The sequence below is a fragment of the Sphaerotilus uruguayifluvii genome (assembly GCF_013294065.1).
GTDB lineage: Bacteria > Pseudomonadota > Gammaproteobacteria > Burkholderiales > Burkholderiaceae_C > Sphaerotilus > Sphaerotilus uruguayifluvii.
The window spans coordinates 99,251-115,861 of the sequence record NZ_JABSNM010000015.1 but is presented as its reverse complement, the minus strand read 5'-3'; the positions used below and the strand labels follow the sequence as shown (position 1 = coordinate 115,861).

At 71.8% G+C, this 16,611-nt stretch carries 14 protein-coding genes; all 14 read left to right on the top strand.

The window, feature by feature from the left end; genetic code table 11:
* The first annotated feature begins 259 nt into the window (after window positions 1-259).
* The 14 genes from HNQ01_RS16110 to ftsA are packed head-to-tail and all read left to right on the top strand — an operon-like array spanning window position 260 to window position 16,580.
* Entirely contained in the window at window positions 260-700 is a 441-nt protein-coding gene (locus tag HNQ01_RS16110; RefSeq protein ID WP_173806448.1) for a division/cell wall cluster transcriptional repressor MraZ, read from the top strand.
* A gap of 10 nt (window positions 701-710) precedes the next feature.
* Window positions 711-1,703 carry a 16S rRNA (cytosine(1402)-N(4))-methyltransferase RsmH gene (rsmH, locus tag HNQ01_RS16105; RefSeq protein WP_173806436.1) on the top strand — a complete coding sequence of 331 codons (993 nt, stop codon included), beginning with the start codon at window positions 711-713 and terminating at the stop codon, window positions 1,701-1,703.
* The gene (gene ftsL, locus HNQ01_RS16100) at window positions 1,700-2,005 is read left to right on the top strand and encodes a cell division protein FtsL (protein WP_173806435.1); all 306 of its coding nucleotides are present in this window, start codon (window positions 1,700-1,702) and stop codon (window positions 2,003-2,005) included. The genes rsmH and ftsL overlap by 4 nt, the downstream gene beginning before the upstream one ends.
* Window positions 2,002-3,825 carry a peptidoglycan D,D-transpeptidase FtsI family protein gene (locus HNQ01_RS16095; protein WP_434801519.1) on the top strand — a complete coding sequence of 608 codons (1,824 nt, stop codon included), beginning with the start codon at window positions 2,002-2,004 and terminating at the stop codon, window positions 3,823-3,825. Before ftsL ends, HNQ01_RS16095 begins: the two co-directional genes overlap by 4 nt.
* Complete coding sequence (locus tag HNQ01_RS16090; protein ID WP_173806434.1) at window positions 3,825-5,384, top strand: UDP-N-acetylmuramoyl-L-alanyl-D-glutamate--2,6-diaminopimelate ligase; 1,560 nt, start codon at window positions 3,825-3,827, stop codon at window positions 5,382-5,384. Before HNQ01_RS16095 ends, HNQ01_RS16090 begins: the two co-directional genes overlap by 1 nt.
* Window positions 5,385-5,396: 12 nt before the next feature.
* On the top strand, window positions 5,397-6,857 hold the full coding sequence (locus HNQ01_RS16085) for a UDP-N-acetylmuramoyl-tripeptide--D-alanyl-D-alanine ligase (protein ID WP_173806433.1): 1,461 nt from the start codon (window positions 5,397-5,399) through the stop codon (window positions 6,855-6,857).
* Window positions 6,847-8,028, top strand: coding sequence for a phospho-N-acetylmuramoyl-pentapeptide-transferase (gene mraY / locus HNQ01_RS16080; RefSeq protein ID WP_173806432.1), 1,182 nt, complete (start codon window positions 6,847-6,849; stop codon window positions 8,026-8,028). Before HNQ01_RS16085 ends, mraY begins: the two co-directional genes overlap by 11 nt.
* Window positions 8,029-8,073: 45 nt before the next feature.
* Window positions 8,074-9,660 carry a UDP-N-acetylmuramoyl-L-alanine--D-glutamate ligase gene (murD, locus tag HNQ01_RS16075; protein ID WP_173806431.1) on the top strand — a complete coding sequence of 529 codons (1,587 nt, stop codon included), beginning with the start codon at window positions 8,074-8,076 and terminating at the stop codon, window positions 9,658-9,660.
* Window positions 9,657-10,910, top strand: coding sequence for a putative lipid II flippase FtsW (ftsW, locus tag HNQ01_RS16070; protein WP_173806430.1), 1,254 nt, complete (start codon window positions 9,657-9,659; stop codon window positions 10,908-10,910). Before murD ends, ftsW begins: the two co-directional genes overlap by 4 nt.
* Complete coding sequence (gene murG / locus HNQ01_RS16065; protein WP_173806429.1) at window positions 10,907-12,037, top strand: undecaprenyldiphospho-muramoylpentapeptide beta-N-acetylglucosaminyltransferase; 1,131 nt, start codon at window positions 10,907-10,909, stop codon at window positions 12,035-12,037. Before ftsW ends, murG begins: the two co-directional genes overlap by 4 nt.
* On the top strand, window positions 12,034-13,455 hold the full coding sequence (gene murC / locus HNQ01_RS16060; protein ID WP_173806428.1) for a UDP-N-acetylmuramate--L-alanine ligase: 1,422 nt from the start codon (window positions 12,034-12,036) through the stop codon (window positions 13,453-13,455). Before murG ends, murC begins: the two co-directional genes overlap by 4 nt.
* Window positions 13,455-14,456 (top strand): D-alanine--D-alanine ligase, encoded by a 1,002-nt coding sequence (locus HNQ01_RS16055; RefSeq protein ID WP_173806427.1) that lies wholly within the window; start codon window positions 13,455-13,457, stop codon window positions 14,454-14,456. The genes murC and HNQ01_RS16055 overlap by 1 nt, the downstream gene beginning before the upstream one ends.
* A 19-nt stretch (window positions 14,457-14,475) precedes the next feature.
* Entirely contained in the window at window positions 14,476-15,309 is an 834-nt protein-coding gene (locus HNQ01_RS16050) for a cell division protein FtsQ/DivIB (RefSeq protein ID WP_286180887.1), read from the top strand.
* Between the two features lie 29 nt (window positions 15,310-15,338).
* Window positions 15,339-16,580: a cell division protein FtsA gene (ftsA, locus tag HNQ01_RS16045; protein ID WP_173806426.1), complete on the top strand. Its 1,242-nt coding sequence runs from the start codon at window positions 15,339-15,341 to the stop codon at window positions 16,578-16,580.
* The last annotated feature ends 31 nt before the right edge of the window (window positions 16,581-16,611 follow it).

The following is a 16,611-nucleotide window of genomic DNA, read 5'->3' as shown; positions in this document are numbered from 1 at the left end:
CATCACACGCCTCTTGATGCCCTCAAGTCCTGGCGGGCCAAGTCACCCGACTTGTTCAAGAAGCGGCCAAAGAATCTCCCGGGTCTTGACACCTAAGTGCTTCATTTGAATGGCTTTTTTCATCGCTGGACGCATGCCTCCCGAAAATCGGTGCCTGCATCTAAGTGCTTGATTTCATTGGTGATTCGGTCGGGCGTTTCCTTGACCCTGGTCCAATTTCTCCGCTACAGTGGGCGACCGTGTCGTTTTGTGGGTTTTTGTGGTCAGCTTTCACTTCCAGGGGACTTCGGCGCTTGCGCTGGACGCCAAGGGACGCCTGAGCGTTCCCGCGCGCCATCGCGAGGTGCTGCAGGCCGGCTGCGAGGGGCAGATCACGCTCACCCGCCATCCCGAAGGCTGCCTGATGCTGTTCCCCCGGCCGGTCTGGGAGGCGTTCCGCGCCCGCCTGGAAACGCTGCCGATGTCGGCCAGCGGATGGAAACGCCTCTTCCTCGGCAGCGCGATGGACGTCGTGATCGACGCGGCCTCGCGTGTGCCGGTCTCGCCGGAGCTGCGCGCCGCGGCCGCGCTGGTCCGCGACGTCCTGCTGGTCGGCATGGGCAGCCATCTCGAGCTCTGGGACGCCCAGCGTCACGCGGCCGCCGAGGCCGCGCTGCTGCAGCAGCCGATGCCTGCCGGATTGCAGGACTTCAGTTTCTGACCCCCCTCCCATGGCTGTACCTGCCGAAGCAATTCCCCGGCAGCACGTCACCGTGCTGCTTCACGAGGCGGTCGACGCGCTGCTGCATCGCCCCGACGGCACCTACATCGACGGCACCTTCGGCCGCGGCGGCCATTCGCGCCTGATCCTGTCGCGCCTGGCGCCGGGCGGGCGGCTGATGGCGATCGACCGCGACCCCGAGGCCGTCGCGCATGCCCGCGAGGGCGACACCCGCATCGACGACGCGCGCTTCTCGATCGACCACACCCGCTTCGCCGACTATCCCGAGGTGATGGCCGCGCACGGCGTGGCGCAGGTCGACGGCATCCTGCTCGACATCGGCGTGTCCTCGCCGCAGATCGACGATCCGGCGCGGGGCTTCAGCTTCCGCCACGACGGGCCGCTCGACATGCGCATGGACCCGACGCGCGGCCAGAGCGCGGCCGACTTTCTGGCCACCGCGCCCTTCGAGCGCATCGCCGAGGTGATCCGCGTCTACGGCGAGGAGCGCTTCGCCGGCCCGCTGGCGCGCGCGATCGTGGCGCGGCGCGAGGCCGGCCAGCCGCTGGCACGCACCTCCGAGCTGGCCGCGCTGGCCGCCACCGTGGTGCGCACCCGCGAGCGCGGCCAGGATCCGGCCACCCGCACCTTCCAGGCGCTGCGCATCCTGGTCAACGGCGAGCTCGACGAGCTCGAGCAGGCGCTGGAGGCCTCGCTGGCCGCGCTGGCGCCGGGCGGGCGGCTGGCCATCATCAGCTTCCACTCGCTGGAAGACCGCATCGTCAAGAACTTCATCCAGCGCCACGCCCGCGAGGAGTTCGACCGGCGCGCGCCCTTCGCCGCGCCGAAGCCGGCGCTGCTCGACGAGGTCGCCCGCATCAAGCCCTCCGAGGCCGAGATCGAGGCCAACGCGCGCTCGCGCTCGGCGATCCTGCGCGTGGCCGCACGCACCGCGGTGCCGCTGCCGGCGGCGCCGGTGCCTTTCTCCCGGAGGCGCGCATGACCCGGCTGAACATCATGCTGCTGCTGGCGGTGGTCGCCAGCGCGCTGTATCTGGTGCAGGTCTCCTACGAGTCGCGCCGCCAGTTCGTGCAGCTCGAGCGCGAGCGCATCCAGACCCAGCAGCTCGAGCAGGAGGCCGAGAAGCTGCGCCTGCAGCTGCGGGCCCAGGCCACCCATCTGCGCGTCGACCTGATCGCGCGGGAGACGCTGAAGATGAGCGTCGCGACCCCGGCGGTCACGCAGTACCTCGACGCCGCCGCTGGCGGCAGTGGCGGCGGCAGCCGCGCCGGAGGCCGGCCGTGAGCGCGCGCTGGATCGAGACGCTGCGCGAGCGCTGGGCGGCGGCGAGGGGCGGCGACGGCGCGGCCTCGCGGCCCGGCGGCCACGGCGCCCGCTACGCCTCCAGCCCGCTGCTGACGGCCAAGACGCCGATCTGGCGCTCGCGGCTGGCGGTGGCGATGCTGGGCCTGACCTTCTCGGTGCTGATCGGCCGGGCGATGTACGTGCAGGTCATCGACAAGGAGTTCTTCCAGTCGCAGGGCGAGAGCCGCTACCAGCGCACCTTCGAGCTGCAGGCCAGCCGCGGCCGCATCACCGACCGCAACGGCGAGGTGCTCGCCGCCAGCGTGCCGGCGCCCTCGGTCTGGATGATCCCGAAGGACTTCCAGGCCACCGAGGCGCAGGTCGCCGAGCTCTCGCGGCTGATCGACATCACGCCGGCCGATCTGGCGGCGAAGGTGCGCGACGGCGGCAGCTTCGTCTGGCTGCGCCGGCTGGTCGACGACGCGACCGCGCAGAAGATCAAGGCGCTGGGCGTCAAGGGCGTCTATCTGCAGCGCGAGTACCGGCGCGAGTATCCGGAGGGCGAGGCGGTCGCGCATGTGGTCGGCTTCACCAACCTCGAGGAGAAGGGCCAGGAAGGCGTCGAGCTGGCGTTCCAGAAGGAGCTGCAGGGGCGCAACGGCAGCCGCAGCGTCGTGCGCGACCGCCTGGGCCGCGTCGTCGAGGACGTCGGCGACATCGTCGAGCCGGAGGACGGCCAGGACATCGCGCTGTCGGTCGACAGCAAGGTGCAGTTCGTCGCCTACCAGCGCCTGCGCGACGCGGTGCTCGAGAACAATGCCAAGGCCGGCAGCGCGGTGGTGCTCGACGCCCAGACCGGCGAGGTGCTGGCGCTGGTCAACTATCCCTCCTACCGGCCGAACGACCGCAGCAGCCGTACCGGCGAGAACCTGCGCAACCGCGCGCTGACCGACACCTTCGAGCCGGGCTCGACGATGAAGCCGCTGGTCATCGCGCAGGCGCTGCAGACCGGGCGCGTCAAGCCCGAGACGGTCATCCAGACCGCGCCGGGCAGCATCACCATCACCGGCTCGACGATCCGCGACTCCCACCCTCACGGCCAGCTGACCGTCGAGCAGGTGATCCAGAAGTCGAGCAACGTCGGCACCGTCAAGATGGCGATGCAGATGCAGCCGCGCGAGATGTGGGAGCTGTTCCGCTCGGTCGGGCTCGGTCAGAAGCCGGAGATGCATTTTCCCGGCCTGGCCTCGGGCCGGCTGCGGCCCTACAAGACCTGGCGCCCGATCGAGCAGGCGACGATGAGCTACGGCTACGGCCTGTCGGCCTCGCTGTTCCAGCTCGCGCATGCCTACACGGTGTTCGCCCGCGACGGCCAGCTCGTGCCGGTCACGCTGCAGAAGCAGTCCGCGCCGGTCGAGGGCGTGCAGGTCTTCCGTCCGGAGGTCGCGCGCTCGGTGCGCAAGATGCTCGGCATGGTCACCGCCGAGGGCGGCACCGCGCCGAAGGCGCAGGCGGTCGGCTACTCGGTCGGCGGCAAGACCGGCACGGCGCACAAGCAGGAAGGCAAGGGCTATGCGGGCAACAAGTACCGCGCGTGGTTCGTCGGCCTGGCGCCGCTGCACTCGCCGCGCATCGTCGTCGCGGTGATGGTCGACGAGCCGAGCAACGGCCGCTACTTCGGCGGCGACGTCGCTGCGCCGGTGTTCAGCCAGGTGGTGCAGCAGACGCTGCGGGTGATGGGCGTGCCGCCCGATCTGGAGGTCAAGCCGCAGATCGTCGCGCGTGCGCAGGCGGCCAAGGCCGTGGAGGAGTCCTTCTGATGCTGGGTCCGACCGTTTTCCGGGAGGTCGACGAGGCGCTGGCCTGGCTGCGCGCCGTCGCGCCGCAGGCGACGCTGCGCACCGACAGCCGCCAGGTCGGCCCGGGCGATGTCTTCATCGCCTGGCCGGGGCTGGCGCAGGACGGCCGCCGCCATGTGCCGGCGGCGCTGGCGGCCGGCGCCGCCGCCTGTCTGGTCGAGGCCGACGGCGTCGAGGCCTTCGGCTTCGGCGACGCGCGCATCGCCGCGCTGCCGGCGCTCAAGGCCCGCACCGCGCCGCTGGCCGCGGCCTGGCATGACCATCCGAGCCGCCGGCTCGCGGTGCTGGCGACCACCGGCACGAACGGCAAGACCTCGACCGCCTGGTGGATCGCGCAGGCGCTCAGCCTGGCCGGGCGGCGCTGCGGCGTCGTCGGCACGCTGGGCGTGGGCGAGCCGCCCAGCCGCGTCGCGCCCGAGGCCCGGGTGATCTCGACCGGCCTGACCACGCCCGATCCGGTCACGCTGCAGCGTGCGCTGCGCGATTTCGCCGCCCGGGGCTTCGCCGCCTGCGCGATGGAGGCCTCGTCGATCGGCGTGACCGAGCACCGCCTCGACGCGGTGCGCATCGAGGTCGCGCTGTTCACCAACTTCACGCCCGACCACCTCGACTACCACGGCAGCATGGCCGCCTACTGGCAGGCCAAGCGCGACCTGTTCGACTGGCCGGGCCTGCGCGCGGCGGTCATCAACGTCGACGACCCGCAGGGCGCGATGCTGGCCGACGAGCTGCAGGCCGAGGGCCGGCTCGAGGTCTGGACCTGCTCGACCCGGCCGACGGCGCGCCCGGCACGGCTGCAGGCGAGCGAGCTGCGCTACGACGCCGCCGGCCTGCGCCTGACGCTGGCGGAGCGGGGCGCCGACGCCTGCGGCGCGCCGGACGAGACGGCCGAGGTGCGCACCACGCTGATCGGCGACTACAACGCCGCCAACGTGGTGGGCGTGATCGGGGTGCTGCGCGCGCTGGGCCTGCCGCTGGCGGAGGTCGCGGCGCTGGCGGCCGACTTCACGCCGGTGCCCGGGCGCATGCAGCGCGTCGAGGCGCCGGCCGGCGCGGCGCGGCTGCCGCAGGTGGTCGTCGACTATGCGCACACGCCCGACGCGCTCGAGAAGGCGCTGCAGGCGCTGCGCCCGTTCGCGCAGGCGCGCGGCGGCCGGCTCTGGTGCGTCTTCGGCTGCGGCGGCAACCGCGACGCCGGCAAGCGCCCGGTCATGGGCCGCATCGCGCAGGCGCTGGCCGACGAGGTGGTCGTGACCAGCGACAATCCGCGCCACGAGGTGCCGGCGTCGATCCTGGCCGCGATCCTGGCCGGCTGCACGCCCGCGCCGTCGCTGTCCTCGATCGAGGACCGTGCCGAGGCGATCGCGACGGTCCTGGACGAGGCCGACGCGGCCGATGTCGTGCTGATCGCCGGCAAGGGCCACGAGGATTATCAGGAGACGGCCGGCGTCCGACGGCATTTTTCAGATCTGGAGGAGGCCGCCGCCGCGCTACAACGGCGCATCGCGACTGCCGACTGAACACGTCCCACGATGAGCTCCGACGATTTCCTGACCCTGGGCGAGGCGCATGCGCTGCTCGCCGCGCGCCTGCCGCAGGTGCGCCTGCAGGGCGACCCTGACCTGGCCTTCGCCCGGGTCCACACCGACACCCGCACGCTGCGCGCGGGCGACCTGTTCGTCGCGCTGCGCGGCGAGCGCTTCGACGCCAACGACTTCCTGGCGCAGGCCCGCGAGGCGGGCGCCTGCGCGGCGCTGGCCGAGCGGGGCCTGGCCGAGGCCGGTCTGCCGGGGCTGGAGGTGCCCGACGCGCTGGCGGCGCTGCAGGTGCTGGCCGAGGGCTGGCGCGCCACGCTGGACCTGCCGGTGATCGGCGTGACCGGCAGCAACGGCAAGACGACGGTCACGCAGATGATCGCGTCGATCCTGCGCGCGGCCGCGGGCGACGCGGCGCATGCCACCGCCGGCAACCTCAACAACCACATCGGCGTGCCGCTGACGGTGCTGGGCCTGCGCCGCCACCACCGGCTGGCGGTCGTCGAGCTGGGCATGAACCACCCCGGCGAGATCGCCGAGCTGGCCCGCATCGCGCAGCCCACGGTGGCGCTGGTGAACAACGCCCAGCGCGAGCACCAGGAATTCATGAAGACGGTCGAGGCGGTCGCGCGCGAGAACGGCGCGGCGATCGCCGCGCTGCCGGCCGGCGGCACCGCGGTCTTCCCCGAGGGCGACACCTACACCGCGCTGTGGCGCGGGCTGGCCGGCGCGCGCCCGGTGCGCACCTTCGCGCTGGACGATCCGGCGGCCGACCTGCGTGCCGAGGCCGCCTGGGCGGGCGACCACTGGACGGCCACGCTGCACACGCCCGCGGGCGCGGCGGCGCTGGCGCTGCAGGTGGCCGGACGCCACAACCTGCTCAACGCGCTGGCCGCGGCCGGCTGCGCGCTGGCCGCCGGCGTGCCGCTGGCGGCGGTGCGCGACGGCCTGGCGGCCTTCCGGCCGGTGCGCGGCCGCTCGGCGGTCGAGCAGCGCGCCTGGCGCGGGCGCACGATCACGCTGATCGACGACAGCTACAACGCCAACCCCGACTCGGTGCGCGCGGCCATCGACGTGCTGGCGGCGCTGCCCGGCCCGCGCTGGCTGGTGCTGGGCGACATGGGCGAGGTCGGCGACGACGGCCCGGCCTTCCATGCCGAGGTCGGCGCCCATGCCGCGGCCAGCGGCATCGAACTGTTCTGGAGCGCAGGCATACTCGCGGCCCACGCCGCGCAGGCCGCGACGTCGGCCGGCGCCGGCACCGCGGTGCGCCACGAGGCCGACGCCGCGGCGCTGGTCGTGGCGATGCGCTCGGACGCGGGTCGGGCGGCGCTGGGCGAGGTGCGCTCGGTGCTCGTCAAGGGCTCGCGCTTCATGAAGATGGAACAGGTGGTCGCGGCGATCCGCGAAGAGGGCGACCTCGGATCGGCCGCGCCAGGAGAACGACATGCTCATTAGCCTCGCACAGTGGTTGCAAGGCCTGTATCCGGACACGCTGGGCTTCCTGCGCGTGTTCCAGTACATCACCTTCCGCGCGGTGATGGCCGCGATGACCTCGCTGCTGCTCGGCCTGGCCTTCGGGCCGTGGGTCATCCGTCGGCTGACCGAGCTGAAGATCGGCCAGCCGGTGCGCGAGTACGGCGTGCAGGCGCATCTGGTCAAGAAGGGCACGCCGACGATGGGCGGCGTGCTGGTGCTGCTGTCGATCGCGGTCTCGACGCTGCTGTGGTTCGACTGGAGCAACCGCTTCGTCTGGATCGTCATGATCGTCACCTTCGGCTACGGCGCGATCGGCTGGGTCGACGACTGGCGCAAGGTGGTCCAGAAGAACCCGGAGGGCATGCCCTCGGGCGAGAAGTACCTGTGGCAGTCGCTGATCGGCCTGCTGGCGGCGCTCTACCTGGCCTTCAGCGTCTCGGAGACCTCGAACCTGCGCGTGGTCGAGCTGTTCTTCCGCTGGGTGATGTCGGGCTTCTCGAACGACCTGCCGCCGAAGGCCGACCTGATCGTGCCCTTCTTCAAGTCGGTGAGCTATCCGCTGGGCGTGTTCGGCTTCATCACGCTGACCTACCTGGTCATCGTGGGCTTCAGCAACGCGGTCAACCTGACCGACGGGCTGGACGGGCTGGCGATCATGCCGGTGGTGCTGGTGGGCGCGTCGCTGGGCCTGTTCGCCTACGCGACCGGCAACGCGGTCTATTCGAGGTACCTGTTCCTGCCGCACATTCCCGGCGCAGGCGAGCTCTCGATCTTCTGCTCGGCGATGGCCGGCGCGGGGCTGGCCTTCCTGTGGTTCAACGCGCACCCGGCGCAGGTCTTCATGGGCGACGTCGGTGCGCTGGCGCTGGGCGGCGCGCTGGGCACGATCGCGGTGATCGTGCGCCAGGAGATCGTGCTGTCGATCATGGGCGGCATCTTCGTCGTCGAGGCGCTGTCGGTCATGGTCCAGGTCGGCTGGTTCAAGTACACCAAGAAGAAGTACGGCCAGGGCCGGCGCATCCTGCTGATGGCGCCGCTGCACCACCACTTCGAGAAGAAGGGCTGGGTGGAGACGCAGGTGGTGATCCGCTTCTGGATCATCACGATGCTGCTGTGCCTGGTCGGCCTGTCGACGATGAAGCTGCGCTGAACGCGCGGGACGCGTCGAAGAGACGCACGCGCCGGAGATTCGAGGATGGATGCACTCAAGGACAAGGCCCTGCTGATCCTGGGCCTGGGCGATTCGGGCCTGGCGATGGCGCGCTGGGCGCGGCGCTGCGGCGCGGCGCGCATCGTCGTGGCCGACACCCGCGCCGCGCCGCCGCAGGCCGGTGCGCTCGAGCGTGATGTGCCCGGCGCCGAGCTGCGCTGCGGCGCGCCCGATCCGGCGCTGCTCGAGGGCGTGCATGCGGTCTTCAAGAGCCCGGGGCTGGCGCCGAACGACCCGGTGCTGCGTCCGCTGCTGGACGAGGCCGCCCGGCGCGGCCTGCCGGTCGGCGGCGAGCTCACGCTGTTCGCCTGGGCGCTGCGCGACCTGCAGCGCGCGCGCGGCTACGCGCCCAAGGTGCTGGCCATCACCGGCACCAACGGCAAGACGACGACCACCTCGCTGACCGCGCAGCTGTGCGAGCGCGCCGGCCTGCGCGTCGGCCTGGCCGGCAACATCGGTCCGACGCTGCTGGGCACGCTGGGCGAGGCGCTGGACCGCCAGGCGGCGGCTCCGGACGACGAGGCCGCAGGTCTGCCCGAGGTCTGGGTGCTGGAGCTCTCGAGCTTCCAGCTCGACGGAGTGACCGACTTCGAGCCGACCGCCGCCACCGTGCTCAACATCACCCAGGACCACCTCGACTGGCACGGCTCGATGGCCGCCTACGCCGAGGCGAAGGCGCGCATCTTCGGCCGCCGCGGCGTGCGGGTGCTCAACCGCGACGATGCGATGGTCGAGGCGATGGCGCCGGCCGAGCCGGCGGCCCGCCCGGTGCGCGGCCGCGCCGCGACGCCTGCCGAGGAGGCGCCCGCGCCGGTGGTGCGCTTCGGGCTGGACGCGCCGCGCCGCCCGGGCGACTGGGGCCTGGTGGTCGAGAACGGCATGGCCTGGCTGGCCCGGGCGCAGGCGGCCGAGGACGAGCTGCCGCGCGGCCGCCGTGGCGGTGCGGGCGCCGGTGCGGTGCCGGTGGTGCTGCAGCGGCTGATGCCGGCCGATGCGCTGCGCATCCGCGGCCGCCACAACGCCGCCAACGCGCTGGCCGCGCTCGCGCTGGCCAGCGCCGCCGGCGTGCCGCTGGCGCCGATGCTGCACGGCTTGCGCGAGTACCGCGGCGAGCCGCACCGGGTCGAGTTCATCCGCACGATCGACGGCATCGACGCCTACGACGACAGCAAGGGCACCAATGTCGGCGCCACCGTCGCGGCGCTGACCGGTCTCGGGGCCGATCGGCTGCCCGGACGGCTGGCGCTGGTCCTGGGCGGCGACGGCAAGGGCCAGGACTTCGGGCCGCTGGCCGCGCCGGTGGCCGCGCACGCGCGCTCGGTGGCGCTGATCGGCCGCGATGCCGGCGCGATCGCCGCCGTACTCGCCGACGTGGCGCTGCCGGTCGAGCGCTTCGACACGCTGGAGGCGGCGGTGCGCTGGAGCTTCGCGCAGGCCCGTTCGGGCGATGCGGTGCTGCTGAGCCCGGCCTGCGCCAGCCTCGACATGTTCCGCAACTATGCCCACCGCGCCGAGGTCTTCGTCGCCGAGGTCGAGGCGATCGCGCAGGAGCGCGGGGAGTTCGGGGCATGAGCGCCAACCTCGGGGGAAGCCCGGGCGGCTTCTGGAGCCGCCTGACGCGCCGCGGCGACGCGGCCGACGTGCCGGTGCGCAGCTGGACCGGTCTGTCGTCGGGCACGCCGCCGCGCTGGGTCGGCTTCGACGAGATGCTGGCCTGGGTCATCGCCGGGCTGATCGCGCTCGGGCTGGTGATGGTCTACTCGGCCTCGATCCAGCTGCCCGACAGCCCGAAGTACAGCAACTACGCCGCGACCCACTTCATGTCGCGCCATGTGCTGTCGATCGCGCTGGCGGTCATCGCCGCCTGCGTGACGCTGGCGATCCCGATGCGGACCTGGGAGCGCTGGGCGCCGTGGCTGTTCGTCGCGGCGCTGCTGCTGCTGATCCTGGTGCTGATCCCGGGCATCGGCAAGGTGGTCAACCGCTCGCGGCGCTGGATTCCGCTGGGCGTCATGAACTTCCAGCCCAGCGAGCTGGTCAAGCTGGCGATGGCGATGTACGCCGCCAGCTACATGATGCGCAAGATGGACGTGAAGGAGAGCTTCACCCGCGCGGTGCTGCCGATGGCCATCGCGCTGGGCGTGGTGGGCCTGCTGCTGCTGGCCGAGCCGGACATGGGCGCCTTCATGGTGGTGGCCATCATCTCGATGGGCATCCTGTTCCTGGGCGGCGTCAACGGCCGGGTGTTCGCGATCATGATCGGCGTGCTGGTCTCGGCCCTGGTGCTGGTGATCACCATCTCGCCGGAAAAGCGCGGGCGCATCTTCGCCTTCCTCGATCCCTGGTCGAAGGACAATGCCGACGGCAAGGCCTACCAGCTCACGCACTCGCTGATCGCCTTCGGCCGCGGCGAGTACTTCGGCCAGGGCCTGGGCCAGTCGCTCGAGAAGCTGCACTACCTGCCCGAGGCGCACACCGACTTCCTGCTCGCCATCATCGGCGAGGAGCTCGGCCTGGCCGGCGTGCTGGTCGTCATCGTCGCCTTCTTCTGGATGGTGCGGCGCATCTTCGTGATCGGCCGCCAGGCGGTGGCGCTCGACCGGGTGTTCTCGGGCCTGACCGCCCAGGGCATCGGCCTGTGGATGGGCGGACAGGCCTTCATCAACATGGGCGTCAACCTGGGCGTGCTGCCCACCAAGGGCCTGACGCTGCCGCTGCTGAGCTATGGCGGCTCGGCGATCATCCTGACCTGCGTGGCCCTGGCGGTGGTGCTGCGCATCGACATGGAAAACCGCCAGATCCTCAGAGGAGGCCGCCCATGAGCGCGTCGGAACAGCGTCATCTGGTCATCATGGCCGCCGGCACCGGCGGTCACATCATGCCGGGCCTGGCGGTGGCGCGCGAGATGCTGCGCCGCGGCTGGACCGTCAGCTGGCTGGGCACCCCGAAGGGCATGGAGAACCGCCTGGTGCCGCCGACGGGCATCCCGATGGACACCATCGGCTTCGCCGGCCTGCGCGGCAAGGGCGCGCTCGGGCTGCTGCGCGGCGGGCTGCAGCTCGCGCGCGCGCTGGCGCAGTGCCTCGGCATCCTGCGCCGGCGCTCGACGACGGCGGTGCTGGGCATGGGCGGCTATGTCTGCTTTCCCGGCGGGCTGATCGCGCGGCTGCTGGGGCGCCCGCTGATGCTGGTCAACGCGGACGCGGGCCTGCTGCTGTCGAACCGCTCGCTGCTGCGCTTCGCCGACCGGGTCGCCTTCGGCTTCGACGGCGAGGCCGCGCGCGGCGTGGCCCAGGGCATCGTCACCGGCAACCCGGTGCGCGCCGAGATCGAGGCGATCGCGCCGCCCGAGCAGCGCTTTGCCGGCCGCACCGGCCCGTTGCGGGTGCTGGTGGTCGGCGGCAGCCTGGGCGCGCAGGTGCTCAACGAGACGCTGCCGCGCGCGCTGGCGCGGCTGCGCCCGGCCGAGCGCCCGGTCGTCACCCACCAGACCGGCACCGCCCACCTCGAGACGGTGCGCGCGGCCTATGCGCAGGCCGGGCTGGAGCCCTCGGCGACGGCCGGCCTGGAGGTCGTGCCCTTCATCGAGGACATGCCGCGGCGCCTGGCCGAGTGCGACCTGATCGTCTGCCGCGCCGGCGCGGTGACGGTCAGCGAGCTGTGCGCCGCCGGCGTGCCCAGCGTGCTGGTGCCGCTGATCGTCAGCACCACCGCGCACCAGCGCGACAATGCGATCTGGATGGACCGGCAGAAGGCGGCGGTCCACCTGCCGCAGGCCGAGCTGTCGCCCGAGACGCTGGCCGACCTGCTGCGCCGGCTCGACCGCACCCGGCTGCTGCAGATGGCGCAGCGCGCGCGCACGCTGGCGCAGCCGCGTGCGGCCCAGCGTGTCGCCGACGAGATCGAGCACCTCACGAATCCCCTGATGACGACCCTCAAGCAAGCATGAAGCACGCCGTCAAGCACATCCACTTCGTCGGTGTCGGCGGCGCCGGCATGAGCGGCATCGCCGAGATCCTGCACAACCTCGGCTACGCCGTCTCCGGCTCCGACCAGGCCGACGGCGCGGTGACGCGCCGGCTGGCCGAGCTGGGCATCCGCATCCACATCGGCCACGACGCCGCGCACATCGAGGGCGCGCAGGCGGTGGTCACCTCCACCGCGGTGAAGGGCGACAACCCCGAGGTGATCGCCGCGCGCTCGCGCCGCATCCCGGTGGTGCCGCGCGCGGTGATGCTGGCCGAGCTGATGCGCCTGAAGAAGGGCATCGCCATCGCCGGCACGCACGGCAAGACGACCACCACCTCGCTGGTGACCAGCGTGCTGGCCGAGGCCGGCGTCGATCCCACCTTCGTCATCGGCGGCAAGCTCAACTCGGCCGGCGCCAACTCGGCGCTGGGCTCGGGCGAGTACATCGTCGTCGAGGCCGACGAGTCCGACGCCTCCTTCCTGAACCTGCTGCCGGTGCTGTCGGTCGTCACCAACATCGACGCCGACCACATGGACACCTACGGGCACGACTTCGCGCGCCTGAAGCAGGCCTTCGTCGACTTCCTGCACAAGATGCCGTTCTACGGCTCGGCGGTGCTGTGCACCGACGACCCCGGCGTGCGCTCGATCCTGCCGATGATCTCGCGCCCGGTCATCAGCTACGGCCTGGGCGAGGACGTGCAGGTGCGCGCGGTCGACGTGCAGGCGCTGCCCGGCGGCCAGATGCGCTTCACCTGCCAGCGCCGCAACGGCGTGACGCTGCCCGACCTGCAGATCACGCTGAACCTGCCCGGCGAGCACAACGTGCGCAACGCGCTGGCGGCCATCGCCATCGCCACCGAGCTGGAGCTGCCGGATGCACCGATCGTCGCCGCGCTGGCGAAGTTCGGCGGCGTGGGCCGGCGCTTCCAGCGCTGGGGCGACCACCCGGCGCGCGACGGCGGCCAGTTCACGCTGATCGACGACTACGGCCACCACCCGGTCGAGATGGCCGCGGTGATCGCCGCCGCGCGCGGGGCCTTTCCCGGCCAGCGCCTGGTGCTGGTCTTCCAGCCGCACCGCTACACCCGCACCCGCGACTGCTTCGAGGACTTCGTCAAGGTGCTGGGCACTGCCGACGCGGTGCTGCTGACCGAGGTCTACGCCGCCGGCGAGGCGCCGATCGTCGCCGCCGACGGCCGTGCGATGACCCGCGCGCTGCGCGTGGCCGGCCGGGTCGATCCGGTCTTCGTCGACGACATCGCCGAACTGCCGCAGACCCTGCTGGAGCAGGTGCGCGGCGGCGACGTCGTCATCGCGATGGGCGCGGGCTCCATCGGCGGCGTGCCTGCCAAGGTGATCGAGCTGCTGAACGACCTGCAGAAGGAGCGTGCGTGATGAGTGCCCCGAGTCCCCAGGAACCGGTCGTGAACGTCGATGCCCGCGCGCTGGGCAAGGTGGCGGTGCTGATGGGCGGCACCTCCGCCGAGCGCGAGATCTCGCTGATGAGCGGCTCGGGCGTGCTGGCGGCGCTGCGCTCGCGCGGCGTCGACGCGCATGCCTTCGATCCGGCGGAGCGCGACCTGCACGAGCTGCGCGAGCAGGGCTTCGAGCGTGCCTTCATCGCGCTGCACGGCCGCCATGGCGAGGACGGCTGCGTGCAGGGCGCGCTCGAGATGATGGGCATTCCCTACACCGGCTCCGGCGTGATGGCCTCGGCGATCGCGATGGACAAGGTGATGACCAAGCGCGTCTGGATCGCCGAGGGGCTGCCGACGCCGGCGCATGTGCGCCTGGCGCCCGAGGAGCAGTCGCCCGAGGCCGTCGCCGCGCTGCCGGCCCGCCTGGGCCTGCCGCTGATCGTCAAGCCGCCGCGCGAGGGCTCGTCGATCGGCGTGACCAAGGTCCTCGAGGCGGCGCGGGTCGCCGCGGCGGTCGAGGAGTCGCTGCGCCACGATCCGGACGTGCTGGCCGAGGCCTTCATCGCCGGCGACGAGATCACCTGCCCGGTGCTGGGCGAGGGCGAGAGCGCGCATGCGCTGCCGGTCATCCGCATCGTGCCGCCCGAGGCCGGCTACGACTACCAGAACAAGTACTTCACCGACGAGGTGCGCTACCTCTGCCCGAGCGGCCTGCCCGAGCACGAGGAGCGCGAGATCCAGCGCATCGTCGTGGCCGCCTACAAGGCGCTGGGCTGCCGCGGCTGGGGCCGCGCCGACCTGATGATCCGCGCCAGCGATCGCCAGGCCTTCCTGCTCGAGATGAACACCTCGCCCGGCATGACCGGCCACTCGCTGGTGCCGATGTCGGCCCGCGCGGCCGGCGTCAGCTACGAGGACCTGTGCCTGCGGCTGCTGGCGGCGGCCCGGCTCGACGCCGCGCCGGCCGCGCGCGGCTGATGCGCCCTCGGAGAAGTCGATGAGGATGCAGGGCCCCGCCGCCACCCCGATGCCGCCGCAGTCCGGCACGCCGCCGCTGCCGGTCGACGTGCAGCTGATGCGCTCGGGCGCGACGCTGCTGATCTGGGTGCTGGTGCTGGCGGTGCTGGTCGCGGCCGGCAACTGGCTGGTGCATTCGCCGTGGTTCGCGCTGCGTCAGATCCACGTCGAGGGCGAGGTCGAGCACAACACCGCCGACTCGATCAGCCGCCACGCGATGCCGCGCCTGAAAGGCAGCTACCTGACGATGGACCTGCGCGAGGCCCGCCAGGCCTTCGAGTCGGTGCCGTGGGTGCGCCGCGCCGAGGTCCGGCGCGTCTGGCCGCATGACCTGGTCGTGCGGCTCGAGGAACATCGCCCGGTCGCCTTCTGGGAGCGCGGCGACGCCGAGGACGACCTGCTGGTCAACAGCTTCGGCGAGGTCTTCGAGGTCAACCTCGGCGACGTCGAGGACGAGACGATGCCGACGCTGCGCGGCCCGCGCGACACCTCGGCCCAGGTGCTGGCGATGTGGAAGCGGCTGGTGCCGGTGTTCGCGCCGATGCGCTCGCGCATCGAGCGGCTGGCGCTGTCGGACCGCGGTTCGTGGAAGCTGCAGCTCGACCGCGGCACGGTCGTCGAGCTCGGCCGCGGCGACCAGGACGAGATCGTCGCGCGCGCCCAACGCTTCGTCACCAGCGTCGGGCAGATCACCGCCCGCTTCGAGAACCGCGCCATCGAGTACGCCGACCTGCGCCACAGTGACGGCTATGCGCTGAAGCTGGCGGGCATGGGCACGTCGCCGCAGCCGGTGCGGCCGGGCAAGGGCCACTGAGCCCGACGTCGCCGCGAGGAAACACACGAATGGCCAAGGAATACAACGATCTCGTCGTCGGTCTCGACGTCGGCACCGCCAAGGTGATGGCGGTGGTGGCCGAGGTGCTGCCCGATGGCGAGCTGCGCCTGGCCGGCCTGGGCGTGGCGCCGTCGCTCGGACTCAAGCGCGGCGTCGTCGTCAACATCGACGCGACCATGCACTCGATCCAGCAGGCGCTGAAGGAGGCCGAGATGATGGCCGACTGCAAGATCACCCGGGTCTACACCGGCATCTCCGGCAGTCATGTGCGCGGGCGCAACTCCACCGGCATGGTCATCGTGCGCGACAGCGAGGTCACGCCGATCGATGTCGCGCGCGTCGTCGACACCGCCAAGGCCATCAACATTCCCAACGACCAGCGCCTGCTGCTGGTCGAGCCGCAGGAGTTCGTCATCGACGGCCAGGAGGTGCGCGAGCCGATCGGCATGAGCGGCGCGCGGCTCGAGGTGCGCGTGCACATCGTCACCGGCTCGCACAGCGCGGCGGAGAACCTGGTCAAGTGCGTGCGCCGCTGCGGCCTCGAGGTCGAGCAGCTGGTGCTGAACCCGAGCGCGTCGAGCCAGTCGGTGCTCACGCCGGACGAGAAGTCGCTGGGCGTGGCGCTGGTCGACATCGGTGCCGGGACCACCGACGTGGCGATATTCACGGACGGCGCCATCCGTCATACTGCGGTGATCCCGATCGCCGGGGATCTGATCACCAGCGACATCGCGATGGCGCTGCGCACGCCGACCAAGGACGCCGAGGAGATCAAGATCGAGTACGGCGTGGCCAAGCAGCTGCTGGCCGATCCGTCCGAGCAGCTCGAGGTGCCGGGCCTGGGCGACCGGGTACCGCGGGTGCTGAGCCGCCAGGCGCTGGCCGGCGTCATCGAGCCGCGCGTGGAGGAGATATTCACGCTTGTCCAGCAGGTGATCAGGGAAAGTGGCTACGAGGAACTTCTCTCTTCGGGCATTGTCCTGACCGGTGGATCGGCTGTGATGCCGGGTATGGTCGAGCTGGCCGAGGACATCTTCCTCAAGCCGGTGAGAAAGGGCATTCCGACCTATGGCGGGGCGCTCTACGACATGGTGGCAAGCCCTCGTTCAGCGACGGCGATGGGTCTGCTGGAAGAGGCGAGGCTGGCCCGCATGCGCGGTGCGAGGTCGGCCCAGCCCGGCGTGGCGGCCCCTGGACTGGCCCAGGGGCTGTTCGGTCGGGCGAGGGATTGGTTCCTGAAAAGTTTCTGATGTAATTCAGACACAGACGCAAGGAGAGCGG